At 59.7% G+C, this 14,942-nt stretch carries 12 protein-coding genes and 3 tRNA genes; 5 read left to right on the forward strand and 10 right to left on the reverse strand.

The annotated features are described in order from the left end of the window. Positions 1–33: 33 nt before the first annotated feature. The 10 genes from ASE80_RS20215 to rnr all read right to left on the reverse strand — a co-directional run bounded on the left by ASE80_RS20215 (position 34) and on the right by rnr (position 11,413). Positions 34–483, reverse strand: coding sequence for a hypothetical protein (locus ASE80_RS20215; protein ID WP_056860518.1), 450 nt, complete (start codon positions 481–483; stop codon positions 34–36). Next, complete coding sequence (locus ASE80_RS20220) at positions 480–1,412, reverse strand: hypothetical protein (protein ID WP_056860519.1); 933 nt, start codon at positions 1,410–1,412, stop codon at positions 480–482. The genes ASE80_RS20215 and ASE80_RS20220 overlap by 4 nt, the downstream gene beginning before the upstream one ends. Before the next feature lie 220 nt (positions 1,413–1,632). Further along, positions 1,633–3,936, reverse strand: a complete 2,304-nt coding sequence (locus ASE80_RS20225) for a YgiQ family radical SAM protein (RefSeq protein WP_017138450.1) — start codon at positions 3,934–3,936, stop codon at positions 1,633–1,635. A 190-nt stretch (positions 3,937–4,126) separates the two neighbouring features. After that, complete coding sequence (dnaB, locus tag ASE80_RS20230; RefSeq protein WP_017138451.1) at positions 4,127–5,524, reverse strand: replicative DNA helicase; 1,398 nt, start codon at positions 5,522–5,524, stop codon at positions 4,127–4,129. 110 nt (positions 5,525–5,634) lie between these two features. Next, entirely contained in the window at positions 5,635–6,081 is a 447-nt protein-coding gene (gene rplI / locus ASE80_RS20235; protein ID WP_003171376.1) for a 50S ribosomal protein L9, read from the reverse strand. An 18-nt stretch (positions 6,082–6,099) separates the two neighbouring features. Continuing rightward, entirely contained in the window at positions 6,100–6,993 is an 894-nt protein-coding gene (locus ASE80_RS20240) for a hypothetical protein (protein WP_056860520.1), read from the reverse strand. 36 nt (positions 6,994–7,029) lie between these two features. Then, positions 7,030–7,260: a 30S ribosomal protein S18 gene (gene rpsR, locus ASE80_RS20245; protein ID WP_002551829.1), complete on the reverse strand. Its 231-nt coding sequence runs from the start codon at positions 7,258–7,260 to the stop codon at positions 7,030–7,032. 28 nt (positions 7,261–7,288) lie between these two features. Further along, positions 7,289–7,711: a 30S ribosomal protein S6 gene (gene rpsF / locus ASE80_RS20250; RefSeq protein ID WP_003217491.1), complete on the reverse strand. Its 423-nt coding sequence runs from the start codon at positions 7,709–7,711 to the stop codon at positions 7,289–7,291. Positions 7,712–8,024: 313 nt separating this feature from the next. Continuing rightward, entirely contained in the window at positions 8,025–8,780 is a 756-nt protein-coding gene (rlmB, locus tag ASE80_RS20255; RefSeq protein WP_056860521.1) for a 23S rRNA (guanosine(2251)-2'-O)-methyltransferase RlmB, read from the reverse strand. Beyond that, on the reverse strand, positions 8,777–11,413 hold the full coding sequence (gene rnr, locus ASE80_RS20260; RefSeq protein ID WP_056860522.1) for a ribonuclease R: 2,637 nt from the start codon (positions 11,411–11,413) through the stop codon (positions 8,777–8,779). Before rnr ends, rlmB begins: the two co-directional genes overlap by 4 nt. A 224-nt stretch (positions 11,414–11,637) precedes the next feature. Here rnr and ASE80_RS20265 point away from each other — a divergent pair. From ASE80_RS20265 to ASE80_RS20285, 5 genes are all read left to right on the forward strand, one after another. Then, positions 11,638–11,724, forward strand: a tRNA-Leu gene (locus ASE80_RS20265). Between the two features lie 224 nt (positions 11,725–11,948). Further along, positions 11,949–12,035, forward strand: a tRNA-Leu gene (locus ASE80_RS20270). A gap of 83 nt (positions 12,036–12,118) precedes the next feature. Beyond that, positions 12,119–12,205, forward strand: a tRNA-Leu gene (locus tag ASE80_RS20275). A gap of 144 nt (positions 12,206–12,349) precedes the next feature. Continuing rightward, on the forward strand, positions 12,350–13,375 hold the full coding sequence (locus tag ASE80_RS20280) for an iron ABC transporter substrate-binding protein (protein ID WP_056860523.1): 1,026 nt from the start codon (positions 12,350–12,352) through the stop codon (positions 13,373–13,375). Beyond that, complete coding sequence (locus tag ASE80_RS20285; RefSeq protein ID WP_056860524.1) at positions 13,375–14,928, forward strand: ABC transporter permease; 1,554 nt, start codon at positions 13,375–13,377, stop codon at positions 14,926–14,928. The genes ASE80_RS20280 and ASE80_RS20285 overlap by 1 nt, the downstream gene beginning before the upstream one ends. Positions 14,929–14,942: the final 14 nt, after the last annotated feature.

Here is a 14,942-nt window from a genome sequence, read left to right on the forward strand (position 1 = left end):
GTGCGTGTGAGGCCGGGTGGCGAATCTACCCAGTCAGCGCGTTTTGTGGCGGGCGATCATGGCTTCGCGCAGGAGGCGGACTTCGAGCAGCTTTTGGCGCATTTCGCGGTGACGCTGGCTGTTGAGCAACAACAGCCCCAACAGCGGAAAGAGTACTGCCGAACCGTAGACCAGTTTGGGAATGGGGTACTGAATCATCGGCAGCACGAACAGCAGACAGCAGCCCAAGTAGCCCGCCACCAGGCCAGTGGCCCACGGGCGTCCGCGCGCAACCATTACGTTGCCAAAGACCAGCACCGCCACCAGCAGCAAAATTGCCAGGCCGGAGTAGTCGGATTTAAGCGACGGATCGACACCACGCAAATACGTCACGCCTGCGAGGGACACGGCAGACGCGCCGGAAAAGATCGCCATGAAGATGGTGCCCATGAACACCGGGAAATAGCGCGCGAGGAAACTGCCCATGTCGGGGAAGCCTTTCATTCGGTGAGGTCCTCATACAAGCCGATTGCAAGGGTGGTGGCGGTGCCCACACTGCCGGTGCGGTAGCTGCCCACGATGCCGAGAATGCCGCCCAACGCGTCTTTCATTTGGGTCAGGGTGGCATGCCGGATTTCCGTGGAGCTGAAGCTTTTGGTCAGCTTGCCTGCACGCTGCTGCAACTTGAGCAGCTTGGGCGTCAGGCTGGGGTCGCGCAGGCTTAGCAGCTCTTTGGTCAGCTTCTTGCGTTCCTGGCGGTTCAGGCCCTTGAGCAATTCATACCAACTTTTGCCCAGGGCCGCGGCCTTATTGGCCTTGAGCAGTTTCACCGTGGTCAGCGCGCCGGTGCCGATCCCCACCAGGGAGGCCGTATCGAGGATGGTTGAAACAGCGCCGTACCATTCGGCGTCATCCATCCGGTCGTTGGCGTCGGGGTCCAGGGCTTCATTGTAGGTACGTGCCACGCCGAACCCGCATTGCGCACTGCTGGCCAGCGCCGCCGTCACGCCAATGCCCACCACGAATGCGCTTGCGCCCGCCGTAAATGGCACGGCGACGCTGCCGCTGAACACCACAAGCCAACCGATAATCGCGGCGGTGCACGACAAGCCCATATCAAACGCCTCTTTCCTGAGGCGGCCTTCACGGGGATCCGTCTTCACCTGTTCCACAAATTGCGCGGGGGAAATGTACTTCTGCGCCTCGCGCAAAATGATGCGCTTGGGCCTGATGCTGCACAGGGGCTTGAATTCGCGCAGGGTGATCACATTGAAGTCGGCGTCGATGTACACCACACCAGCGCCGACAATGCCGGGGTCGGCATCGATGGCGGCGAACAACCGTGGCAGGTTGATCTGGCTTTCGATGCGCTGGCGCGCCATGAATTGGGAGCGGTTGGAGTCCATGCCGATGGAGAGCAGGGGGTTGCTCATGGGTGTTCTTCCTTGAAATAAATGGTGCCTGAACTGACGCCTTCGCGAGCAAGCCCGCTCCCACATTCGACCGCATTCTCATGTTGGAAATCGGACAAATGTGGGAGCGGGCTTGCTCGCGAAGGCGATTCAATGGGCGCCACCTTAACAAACAGACTCGCCACCGAACAGAAAGCAAAACGCCAGCACGAGGCTGGCGTCTTGCATATTCAGGTTGCGATCAACGCGGTACGACCGGCTTGCGCGCAGGCTTGCCGCCCTTGCCCTTCGCCGCATCACTGCGCTCTTTAGCCGCCTGCTTGTTACGCGCCTGGGCTGCCGCCTTGGCTTGCTCACGCTTGTCCCACGGGTTGCTGCCATCACTGCCGCGCGGTGGCAGGCCGGTGTGCTGGGTGAGGATCCTGGTGGTGGTTTCCTTAGCAACCTTGTGGCTGCCGGCCGGCGTCGAGTTCTTGCGACGGGCGCTCTGGTAGCTGTCGGTGGACGGCTGGTGCAGCGGAATCAACTGGTCTTTACCCGGCCCGATCAGGTCGGCGCGGCCCATGCGCGTCAGTGCTTCACGCAGCATCGGCCAGCCTTTCGGGTCGTGGTAGCGCAGGAACGCCTTGTGCAGACGGCGCTGCTCCTCGCTCTTGACGATGGTCACCGCATCGCTCTTGTAGGTGACCTTGCGCAGCGGGTTCTTGCCCGAGTGGTACATGGCGGTGGCGGTGGCCATCGGCGACGGGTAGAACGCCTGTACCTGGTCGGCGCGAAAGCCATTGCCCTTGAGCCACAGGGCCAGGTTCATCATGTCTTCATCGGTAGTGCCGGGGTGGGCGGCGATGAAGTACGGGATCAGGTACTGCTCCTTGCCCGCTTCCTTGGTGTACTTCTCGAACATGCGCTTGAACTTGTCATAGCTGCCAATGCCCGGTTTCATCATCTGGTTGAGCGGACCTTCCTCGGTGTGTTCCGGGGCGATCTTGAGGTAACCGCCGACGTGGTGGGTCACCAGCTCCTTGACGTATTCCGGCGACTCGACCGCAAGGTCGTAGCGCAGGCCGGAGGCGATCAAAATCTTCTTCACACCCGGCAACGCACGGGCGCTGCGATACAGCTGAATCAACGACGAGTGATCAGTGTTCAGGTTCGGGCAGATGCCCGGGAACACGCATGACGGCTTGCGGCACGCGGATTCGATTTCCGGGCTCTTGCAGGCAATGCGGTACATGTTCGCGGTCGGGCCGCCGAGGTCGGAGATCACGCCGGTAAAGCCTGGCACTTTGTCGCGGATCTCTTCGATTTCGCGAATGATCGACTCTTCGGAACGGTTCTGGATGATGCGGCCTTCGTGCTCGGTGATCGAGCAGAAAGTACAGCCACCGAAGCAGCCACGCATGATGTTCACCGAGAAACGGATCATGTCGTAGGCCGGGATCTTTTCCTTGCCATACACCGGATGCGGGACGCGGGCGTACGGCATGCCGAACACGTAGTCCATTTCTTCGGTGGTCATCGGAATGGGCGGCGGGTTGAACCACACGTCCACTTCACCGTGCTTCTGCACCAGGGCGCGGGCGTTGCCGGGGTTGGTTTCCAGGTGCAGCACGCGGTTGGCGTGGGCGTACAGGACCGAGTCGCCACGGACTTTTTCCATGGACGGCAGACGAATGACCGTCTTGTCACGGGTCATGCGCGGGCTGGCAAGAATTTGTACGACCTTGGCTTCTTCCGGGTCTTCAACCGGGCCTTTTTCCTGCTCGATGGCGCAGGCCTGGGTGTCCTGGGTATTCACATACGGGTTGATGATCTTGTCGATCTTGCCCGGACGGTCGATACGCGTGGAGTCCACCTCGTACCAGCCTTCAGGCGTGTCACGGCGAATGAACGCGGTGCCGCGCACGTCGGTGATGTCTTCGATCTTGTGGCCCCACGACAGGCGTTGGGCAACTTCGACGATGGCCCGCTCGGCGTTGCCGTACAGCAGAATGTCGGCGCAGGCATCGATCAGGATCGAGTTGCGCACACGGTCCTGCCAGTAGTCGTAGTGGGCGATGCGGCGCAGGGAGGCTTCGATGCCACCGAGCACGATCGGCACATTCTTGTAGGCTTCCTTGCAACGCTGGCTGTACACCAGGCTGGCGCGGTCCGGGCGTTTGCCGGCCATGCCGCCTGGGGTGTAGGCGTCGTCGGAACGGATTTTCTTGTCGGCGGTGTAGCGGTTGATCATCGAGTCCATGTTGCCGGCCGCGACGCCGAAGAACAGGTTCGGCTCGCCGAGCTTCATGAAGTCGTCTTTGGACTGCCAGTTCGGCTGCGCAATGATCCCGACGCGAAAGCCCTGGGACTCCAGCAGCCGGCCAATGATCGCCATGCCGAACGATGGGTGATCCACATACGCATCACCGGTGACGATGATGATGTCGCAGGAATCCCAGCCAAGCTGATCCATCTCCTCCCTGCTCATCGGCAGGAATGGCGCAGGACCGAAACATTCGGCCCAGTACTTGGGATAGTCAAATAACGGCTTGGCTGTTTGCATGACGGTGACCGGTGTTGAGATGAAAAATCGCGGGCGCGGAATATAGCACAAATTTTGACCAATTCCGACGGTAATGGTCGGAATTGTGGTGATGCAATCGCAGGCAAGCCAGCTCACACATTTGAACTGTGAATATCTTCAAATGTGGGAGCTGGCTTGCCTGCGATAAGGCCCTTACAGGCGCTGAAACCTACTCGTCATCGTCGAAGTTATAGCTACCCGGCGCCAGGTTTTCGAAGCGCGTGTACTTACCGATAAACGCCAGGCGGATAAAGCCGATCGGCCCGTTCCGCTGCTTGCCGATGATGATTTCGGCAATGCCTTTGTGTTCCGTCTCGGGGTGATACACCTCGTCGCGGTACACGAACATGATCACGTCGGCATCCTGCTCGATCGCTCCGGATTCCCGCAAGTCGGAGTTCACCGGGCGTTTGTTCGGCCGTTGCTCCAGGGAACGGTTGAGCTGGGACAGCGCCACCACCGGGCAGTTAAATTCCTTGGCCAGGGCTTTGAGCGACCGGGAGATTTCGGAAATCTCGTTGGTACGGTTGTCGCCGCTGGAGCCTGGGATCTGCATCAGCTGCAGGTAGTCGATCATGATCAGGGCGATGTCGCCGTGCTCACGCACCAGCCGGCGGGTACGTGCGCGCATCTCCGACGGGCTGATACCGGCGGTGTCATCGATAAACAGCTTACGGTCATTGAGCAGGTTGACCGCCGACGTCAGACGCGGCCAATCGTCGTCTTCCAGGCGGCCGGCGCGTACCTTGGTCTGGTCGATACGGCCGAGCGACGACAGCATACGCATGATCAGCGATTCGCCTGGCATCTCCAGCGAGTAAACCAGTACGGCTTTGTCGCTGCGCAACACGGCGTTTTCCACCAGGTTCATCGCAAAGGTGGTTTTACCCATGGACGGACGGCCGGCCACGATGATCAAGTCGGACGGCTGCAGGCCGCTGGTTTTCTCGTCGAGGTCGGTATAGCCGGTGGAAATACCGGTGATGGCGTTGTCGGTGTTGAACAAGGTGTCGATACGGTCGATGGCCTTGGTCAACAGGTCGTTGACGCTGACCGGGCCGCCGGTCTTCGGGCGGGCCTCGGCGATCTGGAAGATCTGGCGTTCAGCCTCGTCGAGAATCTCGGCGGCAGTACGGCCTTCAGGGTTGAAGGCGCTGTCGGCGATTTCGGTGCTGATACCGATCAATTGGCGCAGGGTGGCGCGCTCGCGAACGATCTGCGCATAGGCCTTGATGTTGGCGACGGATGGCGTGTTTTTCGCCAGCTCACCCAGGTAGCCCAGACCGCCGACCTGGGAGGTCTGGCCTTCCTTGTCCAACTGCTCGGCCAGGGTCACCACGTCGATCGGCGAGTTCTGGTCGGCCAGCTTGGCGATGGCGCGGAAAATCAGGCGGTGGTCATGGCGATAGAAATCACCGTCCGAGACTTGATCCAGCACACGTTCCCAGGCGTTGTTGTCCAGCATCAAGCCACCGAGCACGGCCTGTTCGGCCTCGATGGAATGCGGCGGCACCTTCAGGGCAGCGGTTTGCAGATCGTATTGCTCAGGAGCTGAAATATCGTTCATGGCCACTTGGAATTAGGGGTGTGTAGAAAAACAAAAGGCACGACCTGTAAACAGGATCGTGCCCGATGTTAACCGCCTGGCACGCGAGGTGCCAGTCAGTTAGGTGTTGCTTAAGCTGCTACCACTACAACGCGTACGGTGGCTTCAACTTCGGCGTGCAGGTGCACGGCTACGTCGAATTCGCCTACGTTGCGGATGGTGCCGTTCGGCAGACGAACTTCGCTCTTCTGCACTTCAACGCCGGAGGCGGTCAGTGCATCAGCGATGTCGTGGGTGCCGATCGAACCGAACAGCTTGCCTTCGTCACCGGCGGTGGCAGTGATAGTCACTTCCAGCTCAGCCAGTTGGGCAGCGCGAGTTTCGGCCGAAGCTTTTTTGTCTGCTGCGGCTTTTTCCAGCTCAGCACGACGCTCTTCAAACGCAGCCAGGTTGGCAGCGGTTGCAGCGGTGGCTTTGCCGTATGGCAGCAGGTAGTTACGACCGTAACCGGCCTTAACGTTCACTTTGTCGCCCAGGTTGCCCAGGTTGGCGACTTTTTCCAGAAGGATCAGTTGCATGTGAAAATCCTCTAACTTTTAACCTTCACCGTTCGCGTTATCGGCGTCTTTCGACGCCAGACGACCGCGAAAATCAATCAGGCCGTCGACAATGGCAAAAACCACGAGTAACGGATAGATCAGCTGCATAAACAGCAACATCGTGACGTACAACCCCACCAGCCAGAACTTGGCCAGGCGCTTTCGCGCTACCAGCCCATGCATCAGGGCCAGCCCGGCAAACACCAGCGGTACGCTGCAAATCGGCGCCAGCAAGGCCATCTGTGGGCCGAAGTTCGGCCCGACAACCATGCACGCCAGCAGCAACATCGCCGGCCCCGCTGGGATTCTGATACTGCGAAATTCGCGACCAAAACCACCCGGGTTGTACAACAACGCTTGCCAATAACGCCCAACAATCAGGCTCAGCACGCTGACGACCTGCAACAATGCCGCAATCAGGCCGGTCAGGACCGGGGCAATCAGTGACGCAAACCGCGCTCGCTCATCTACCGACAATTGCTGGTAGAGATCCCCGAGGGCCATCGGCAGGATCTTGACGATCTCTTGCGACAGCGCTTCGATTTGCGGGCGGAAAGCCGCGCCAAGCATCACTGAGTACACCAACCCCAATGCCACGCTGACCAGCAGCGTGCGGACCCAGGACTCACTTGCGCGTAAAACCAACGCAAGGCTCGATGACCCCAGCAGTACCAGAAGTACCCGTGGATCACCGAATTGAAGCCACCAGATCAAGGCCGGCAACAATCCCAGGGCAAGAACGCCAAGGGCGTCCTTCAAACCGCGCCGCAGGAGCACAAGGCAACCTGCAGCAGCACCCAACCAATAAAGCAGCGGCAATGCCGCACATCCGGCCACTACCAGAGTGGCCTGCACGCGACCGCGCATGATGAACTCAGCTAAGGCGCGCATGCATTCAATCCCTTACTACTTGTCGACTGCCCGGTCTCAGCGGCCGTGGCTGTCGGTGTAGGCCAGCAGGGCCAGGAAGCGGGCGCGCTTGATAGCGGTGGCCAGCTGACGCTGATAACGTGCTTTGGTACCGGTGATACGGCTTGGAACGATTTTGCCGGTCTCGGATACGTAGGCTTTCAGAGTGTTGAGATCTTTGTAATCGATCTCTTTCACGTCTTCAGCGGTGAAGCGGCAGAATTTACGACGACGGAAGAAACGTGCCATTTGATAGGCTCCTTAAAAGGTCCGTGGATTACTCGTCAGCGTTATCGCTGTTGTCGCTGTCATCACTATCAGCGCTTTCAGCGCCTTCGTGCTCAGGACGGTCGCGACGCTCACGGCGCTCACTGCGGTTTTCTTCAGCCTTGAGCATCTCGGATTGGCCGGTAACGGCTTCTTCGCGACGGATGACCAGGTTACGGATCACTGCATCGTTGTAGCGGAAGTTGTCTTCCAGCTCGGCCAGGGCCTTGCCAGTGCACTCAACGTTCAGCATCACGTAGTGAGCCTTGTGAACATTGTTGATTGCGTAGGCCAGTTGACGACGGCCCCAATCTTCCAGACGGTGGATTTTGCCGCCGTCTTCTTCGATCAGCTTGGTGTAACGCTCAACCATGCCGCCGACTTGCTCGCTTTGATCCGGGTGGACCAAAAAGATGATTTCGTAATGACGCATGAATGCTCCTTACGGGTTGTAGCCTGCCGCTCAAAAACGGTCAGACAAGGAGTGAATGACACTTATGGATCTTGCCGCAGGGAGGCACATAGGTGCCTGCCAGGAAGGCAAGGGGCGCAATTGTAGAGAAGGGGGAGAAATGGCGCAAGGTGATTGGTGATTATTTGAACAACGCAGAATCAAGGCAAACACAAACAAATGTGGGAGCTGGCTTGCCTGCGATGACAATGGCACAGGCAACATCTCTGCTGACTGACACACCGCCATCGCGGGCAAGCCCGGCTCCCACAGGGTCTTGCGTCGCTCTTAAGCCTTATTTCTTGGCTTTGGCCTTGACGCCACGCTGGCGCTGGGCTTCGAACAGGCACACGCCGGTGGCAACCGACACGTTGAGGCTGCTGACGCTACCGGCCATCGGCAGTTTCACCAGGTAATCGCAGTGCTCGCGGGTCAGGCGACGCATGCCTTTGCCTTCGGCACCCATGATCAGGATGGTCGGGCCGGTGAGGTCCTGGTCATAAATACTGACCTCGGCCTCGCCCGCCGTGCCCACCACCCACAGGCCGCGCTGCTGGAGTTTCTCCAGCGTGCGCGCCAGGTTGGTCACGGCCACCAGCGGAATCACTTCCGCCGCGCCGCACGCGACTTTACGCACGACCGGCGTCAGGGTTGCCGACTTGTCTTTAGGCACGATCACCGCCAGCGCACCGGCAGCATCGGCCGAACGCAGGCAAGCGCCGAGGTTGTGCGGGTCGGTCACGCCGTCCAGCACCAGCAACAGCGGTGCGCCTTCGGTACGGTCGAGCAGCTCGTCGAGCATCGCTTCGCCCCACACCTGGCTCGGGCTTACGTCCGCAACCACGCCCTGGTGAACGCCTTCTACCCACACGTCCATCTCACGGCGCTCGGCCTGGCCGATAGCAACCTTGTTTTGCGTGGCCAGCTCGACCAGCGCTTGTACACGCGGCTCGCTGCGGCCTTCGGCCAACCACACCTGCTTGACGCGTTTAGGGTGATGACGCAGCAGTGCTTCTACGGCGTGCACGCCGTAGATTTTTTCCAGACTCATGACTTGGCCTTAGGTTTGCGCGACCCGCCACTCTTCGCGGGGGCCGAGCCCGCTTTAGGCGGGCCTTTACGGTGTTTACTCGGTTTGCTCGACGGCTTTTCCGCCCCGTGGGACTTTCCCCCAGACGCCGCTTTACCACCGCTTTTGGCTTCGCTGAGCAACTGCTGCTTCAACTCACGGCTCTTGCGCACTTCGGCGTTTTTCGCCGCAGCATCGCTCGGGCGGTAGGCCTCGGGGGCCTTTTCCTTGGTGGACGAACGACGACCGGCCTTGGCTGGCGCAGGCTCGGCGGCAGCTGCTTTCGCAGGTGCGCCCTTGCCTTTGCTCGCGGGCGCAGTCGGTTCGCTGCCACGTTTTTTACGGCCATTCGGTGTTTCAGTCGGCTTGTCGGGCATGCCGAAGTCGATCTTGCGCTCGTCGAGGTCGACGCGCATGACCTGTACTTCCACGGTGTCGCCCAAGCGGAAGCTGCGACCGGTGCGCTCGCCCGCCAGGCGGTGATGCACAGGATCAAAGTGGTAGTAGTCACCCGGCAGCGCGGTGACGTGCACCAGGCCTTCGACGTAGATGTCGGTCAGCTCGACGAACAGGCCAAAACCGGTCACGGCAGTGATCACACCTGGGAACGACTCGCCCACGCGGTCTTTCATGAACTCGCACTTGAGCCAGTTCACTACGTCACGGGTGGCTTCGTCGGCGCGGCGCTCGCTCATCGAGCACTGCTCGCCCAGCTGTTCCAGGGCCGCTTCGTCGTACGGATAGATCCGTGCCTTCGGAATGGTCATGGCACCGGCGCGCTTGACGTGCGGGGTGTTCTGCTTGGAGTGGATCACACTGCGAATCGCCCGGTGCGTGAGCAGGTCCGGGTAACGACGAATCGGCGAAGTGAAGTGGGTGTACGCCTCGTAATTCAGGCCGAAGTGGCCCTGGTTATCAGCGCTGTACACCGCCTGGCTCAGGGAGCGCAGCATTACCGTCTGGATCACGTGGTAATCCGGACGGTCCTTGATGCTGGCCAGCAACGCCTGGTAATCCTTCGGCGTCGGGCCGTCCTTGCCTTTGTGCAGGGACAGGCCGAGCTCGCCGAGGAAGGCGCGCAGTTTTTCCAGGCGCTCCGGCGGCGGGCCGTCGTGCACGCGGTACAGGGCAGGAATTTCGTGCTTTTTGAGGAATTCTGCGGTGGCCACGTTGGCCGCCAGCATGCATTCCTCGATCAGCTTGTGCGCATCGTTACGCGTCGTCGGCGTAATCGCCGCGATCTTGCGCTCGGAGCCGAACACAATCCGGGTTTCCTGGGTTTCAAAGTCAATTGCGCCACGTACATGACGTGCGCCCAGCAACACCTTGTACAGCGCGTAAAGCTGCTTGAGGTGTGGCACGACGTCGGCATATTCGCCACGCAAAGCCTTGGCTTCGCTGGTCTTAGGTGCTTCCAGAATGGTGCTGGCCTTGTTGTAGGTCAGGCGCGCCTGGGAGTGGATCACCGCTTCGTAGAACTGGTAGTCGGTCATTTCGCCGGTTTTGGAGATGGTCATCTCGCACACCATGGCCAAACGGTCGACTTTCGGGTTCAGGGAGCACAGGCCGTTGGACAGCTGCTCAGGCAGCATCGGGATCACGCGCTCAGGGAAGTACACGGAGTTGCCGCGCACCTGGGCTTCGTTGTCCAGGGCCGAACCGATCTTCACGTAGCTGGACACGTCGGCAATCGCGACGAACAACTTCCAGCCGCCGGAGAACAGGCGCAGCTTGCCAGGTTTGGCTTCGCAATAGACCGCATCGTCGAAGTCGCGGGCATCTTCGCCGTCGATAGTGACGAACGGCAGATGGCGCAGGTCGATGCGTTTTTCCTTGTCTTTCTCTTCCACTTCCGGCTTGAGCTTGGCGGCTTCCTTGAGCACAGCCTCGGGCCAGACGTGAGGGATATCGTAGGTGCGCAGCGCAACGTCGATTTCCATGCCCGGCGCCATGTAGTTGCCGACCACTTCAACAATATCGCCCTGTGGCTGGAAGCGCGCCGTTGGCCAGTGGGTGATTTTCACCTCGACGAACTGGCCAACCTTGGCGGCGCCATTGCGGCCCGGGGTGATCAGCACTTCCTGCTGGACCTTCGGGTTATCCGGCACCACAAAGCCGATGCCGCCTTCTTCGAAGTAACGACCAACAATGGACTCGTGGGCACGGGACACCACTTCGACGATCACGCCTTCACGGCGACCACGACGGTCCAGACCGGAAACGCGCGCCAGGGCACGGTCGCCGTCGAATACCAGGCGCATTTGCGCCGGGCTCATGAACAGGTCGTCGCTGCCGTCATCCGGGATCAGGAAGCCGAAGCCATCCCGATGGCCGGCGATGCGGCCCAGGATCAAGTCGAGCTTATCCACAGGCGCATAGGTGCCACGACGGGTGTAGATCAATTGAGCATCGCGCTCCATGGCACGCAAACGGCGGCGCAGGGCTTCGAGCTGGTCTTCGGTGGTCAGACCGAACTCTTCAACCAGCTGCTCGCGGCTAGCAGGCGAACCACGATCGGCGAGATGCGCCAGGATCAGTTCGCGGCTAGGAATAGGGTTTTCATATTTTTCCGCTTCACGAGCGGCCTCGGGATCGAGGGACTGCCAATCGGCCATTAGAGAGTTTTCACCTTGTCTATATGCGGGTTAGTTTGGCATACGCGTATTGAAACGGGAAATTTCAGGTGTCGACAAGTGTTTAAAAGGCCTTTGCCGCCCTCGGAAAGCACCTTGCATGACCATTGGCGAAATTTTCCAGGCTTTTTTCATGGCAGGGCTTTACAGCTCAAAAGCGTCTCCGTATAGTGCGCGCCATCGACGACGGCAACGTTGTTGATGTTGCCCAGGTGGTGAAATTGGTAGACACGCCAGCTTCAGGTGCTGGTGATCGCAAGGTCGTGGAAGTTCGAGTCTTCTCCTGGGCACCAAATTCAGATCGCCAGCTTCAGGTGCTGGTGATCGCAAGGTCGTGGAAGTTCGAGTCTTCTCCTGGGCACCAAATTCAGATCAAACCCGCGAAAGCGGGTTTTTTCGTTTCAGGCCTTTGATTTTTAACAAGAATATTGATTTATATTTTTGATATCAGGGGTTTACAGATTTAAAAGCGCTCCGTATAGTTCGCTCCATCAACGGCGCAAGCGTTGTTGATAATGCCCAGGTGGTGAAATTGGTAGACACGCCAGCTTCAGGTGCTGGTGATCGCAAGGTCGTGGAAGTTCGAGTCTTCTCCTGGGCACCAAATTCAGATCNCGCCGCCCAAACGGGTCTTTAAAAGCGCTCCGTATAGTTCGCTCCATCAACGGCGCAAGCGTTGTTGATAATGCCCAGGTGGTGAAATTGGTAGACACGCCAGCTTCAGGTGCTGGTGATCGCAAGGTCGTGGAAGTTCGAGTCTTCTCCTGGGCACCAAATTCAGATCAAACCCGCGAAAGCGGGTTTTTTCGTTTCCGGGGTTTGAAAACTTCCCCAAGGATTCTCCCCTCGTGCGCACTTGAGAAGTTTTATCGTTTATCCTTGCAATGATTTGTTGCATACAAGCGAGGAACACTTCGGATGATGATCCGCGATAACCGTCTCAAGACATCCCTTCTGCGTGGCCTGACCCTCACCCTGCTCGGCTTGACCCTACTCTCGCCCACCGCCTACTCCGCCGACAAGGTTTCCCTGACCCTGTACAACGGCCAGCACAAAGAAGTCGGCGATGAACTCGCCAAGGCCTTCGAAGCCAAGACCGGCATTCACGTCAATGTGCGCAAAGGCAGCAGCAACCAGCTCGCCAGCCAGGTCGTGGAAGAAGGCGAGCGCTCCCCTGCCGATGTGATCTACACCGAAGAGTCGCCGCCGCTGAACAAACTCGGCGAGCAAGGCCTGCTGGCCAAAATTGATGCGAGCACGCTGGACGTGTTACCCAAGGATTACGTCGGCAGCAACGGTGACTGGATGGGCGTAACCGCTCGCACCCGCGTCGTGGCCTTCAACCCCAAACTGATCGCCGAAAAAGACCTGCCCAAATCGGTGCTCGATTTCGCCGGCCCCGAGTGGCAAGGCAAAGTCGGCTTTGTGCCCACCAGCGGCGCCTTCCAGGAGCAAGCGGTAGCAATCATCAAGCTGCACGGGCGCGAAGCGGCTGAAGAATGGCTGACCGGCCTGCGCGCCTTCGGCAAGGTGTACAGCAACAACATGGTCGCCCTCAAGGCCGTGGAAAACGGCGAAGTCGCCACCGTGCTGGTGAACAACTACTACTGGTTCGCCCTGAAAAAAGAAAAAACCAACCTGGATTCGCAATTGCACTACTTCACCGATGGCGACGCCGGTGGCCTGATCACCGTGTCTTCCGCTGCCGCGCTGAAATCCAGCAAACATCCCAAAGAAGCTCAGCAGTTGCTCGCCTTCATGGCCAGCGAAGAAGGCCAGCGTGTGATCACCAACACCTCGGCCGAATACCCGCTGCGCAAGGGCATGCAATCCAATCGTGGCCTCAAGCCATTCAGCGAGCTGCAGCCGCCGAAAGTCACCCCGGCCGACCTTGGCAATGCCGAAGAAGCCCTGGACCTGGAACGTGACGTTGGCTTGAACTGATGAACCCATCGCTTTCCGCCGCCGGGTTCATACCCCGGCGCAAACGCCCGTCGATCTGGCTGCTGTTGCCCGTGCTGTTTCTGGTGGGCTTGAGCCTGCTGCCGCTGGTATATGTCGGCACCAAGGCCTGGCAGGCGGGCTGGGCGGAGGCGGTGCACCTGCTGTGGCGGCCGTATGTATTCGGACTGCTGCGCAACACCCTGGCGTTGATGGTTGGGGTGACGGTGGCGTGCGGCGTAATCGGCCTGTCACTGGCGTGGCTACTGGAGCGCAGCAACCTGCCGGGGCGACGCATCTGGGGCGTGGTCCTGTGCCTGCCGTTCGCAGTGCCTGCGTTTGTCAGCAGCTTCACCTGGGTCTCGCTGAGCGCCAACTTCGAGGGCCTGGGCGGGGCAATCCTGGTGATGACCCTGTCCAAGTATCCGCTGGTGTTTCTGCCGGTGGCGGCGACATTGCGCAATCTTGATCCATCCCTTGAAGAGTCGGCCCGCACGCTGGGGCTGAATCGCTGGGGCGTATTTTTTCGAATTACACTGCCGTTGCTCTGGCCTTCGCTGCTGGCCGGAGCGCTGCTGATCGCGCTGCATATGCTGGTGGAATTCGGCGCACTGTCGATCATCGGCCTGCAAACCTTTACCACCGCGATCTACCAACAGTTCGAACTGGAATTCAGCAACGCCAATGCCGCGATGCTCTCGGCGGTGCTGCTGGTGATGTGCCTGACGCTGCTGTGGCTGGAGTTGCGGGTGCGCGGCAAGGGCCGGCATGTGCGCATCGGCCAGGGCGCGGCGCGGCACGCTGAACAGGTCAAGCTGGGCAAATGGTCGACCGTGGGTCAGCTGTATTGCCTGGCGCTGGCGGTCATCGGTAGCGGCATTCCGTTGGGCATGCTCGCTTATTGGCTGGCGGTGGGTTCATCGGCGGCATTCCCGGCGGCCGAAATTGGCGAGGCATTGATGTCTTCGCTGGCATTGTCCTTGGGCGGCGCTGCGCTTTGTCTGGTATTGGCCGTGCCGGTCGGCCTGCTGGTGGTGCGCTACAAAGGCCAGTTGGCGATCTGGGCTGAGCGCCTGCCTTATCTGCTGCATGCCCTGCCGGGGCTGGTGATTGCGCTGACGCTGGTGTACTTCGCGCTGCACTATGTGCCCGCGCTGTATCAGACCTCGGCGCTGCTACTGATTGCTTATGCGCTGTTGTTTCTGCCGCTTGCTCAAGCGCCGATTCGAACCGCACTGAACAAAGCTGCGCCGCAACTGGAAGAAGCTGCACGCACGCTGGGCGCGTCGTCATTCAGCGCGTTTTGCCGGGTGACCTTGCCGATTATTTTCCCGGCATTGGGGGCGGCGTTTGCGTTGGTGTTTCTGGATGCAATGAAGGAATTGACGGCGACCTTGCTGCTCAGCCCAACGGGGTTGAATACCCTGGCGACTGCCGTGTGGGCGCATACCTCGAATGTGGAGTTTGCGGCGGCGGCGCCGTATGCGGCGTTGTTGATTCTGGTGTCGGGGTTGCCGGTGTATCTGCTGACGACGCGGATGTATTTGAGCCGCTGAGACCGCTATCGCAG

Origin of the sequence: Pseudomonas sp. Leaf15, assembly GCF_001421425.1 — a bacterium.
Taxonomy (GTDB): Bacteria; Pseudomonadota; Gammaproteobacteria; order Pseudomonadales; family Pseudomonadaceae; genus Aquipseudomonas; species Aquipseudomonas salomonii.

Coding starts and splice junctions, on each gene's coding strand:
- ASE80_RS20220 (WP_056860519.1), bottom strand. CDS start 1,412: ATGAGCAACCCCCTGCTCTCCATCGGCATGGACTCCAACCGCTCCCAA.
- ASE80_RS20225 (WP_017138450.1), bottom strand. CDS start 3,936: ATGCAAACAGCCAAGCCGTTATTTGACTATCCCAAGTACTGGGCCGAA.
- ASE80_RS20215 (WP_056860518.1), bottom strand. CDS start 483: ATGAAAGGCTTCCCCGACATGGGCAGTTTCCTCGCGCGCTATTTCCCG.
- rplI (WP_003171376.1), bottom strand. CDS start 6,081: ATGCAACTGATCCTTCTGGAAAAAGTCGCCAACCTGGGCAACCTGGGC.
- rlmB (WP_056860521.1), bottom strand. CDS start 8,780: ATGAGTCTGGAAAAAATCTACGGCGTGCACGCCGTAGAAGCACTGCTG.
- ASE80_RS20240 (WP_056860520.1), bottom strand. CDS start 6,993: ATGCGCGCCTTAGCTGAGTTCATCATGCGCGGTCGCGTGCAGGCCACT.
- dnaB (WP_017138451.1), bottom strand. CDS start 5,524: ATGAACGATATTTCAGCTCCTGAGCAATACGATCTGCAAACCGCTGCC.
- ASE80_RS20280 (WP_056860523.1), top strand. CDS start 12,350: ATGATGATCCGCGATAACCGTCTCAAGACATCCCTTCTGCGTGGCCTG.
- ASE80_RS20285 (WP_056860524.1), top strand. CDS start 13,375: ATGAACCCATCGCTTTCCGCCGCCGGGTTCATACCCCGGCGCAAACGC.
- rpsF (WP_003217491.1), bottom strand. CDS start 7,711: ATGCGTCATTACGAAATCATCTTTTTGGTCCACCCGGATCAAAGCGAG.
- rpsR (WP_002551829.1), bottom strand. CDS start 7,260: ATGGCACGTTTCTTCCGTCGTCGTAAATTCTGCCGCTTCACCGCTGAA.
- rnr (WP_056860522.1), bottom strand. CDS start 11,413: ATGGCCGATTGGCAGTCCCTCGATCCCGAGGCCGCTCGTGAAGCGGAA.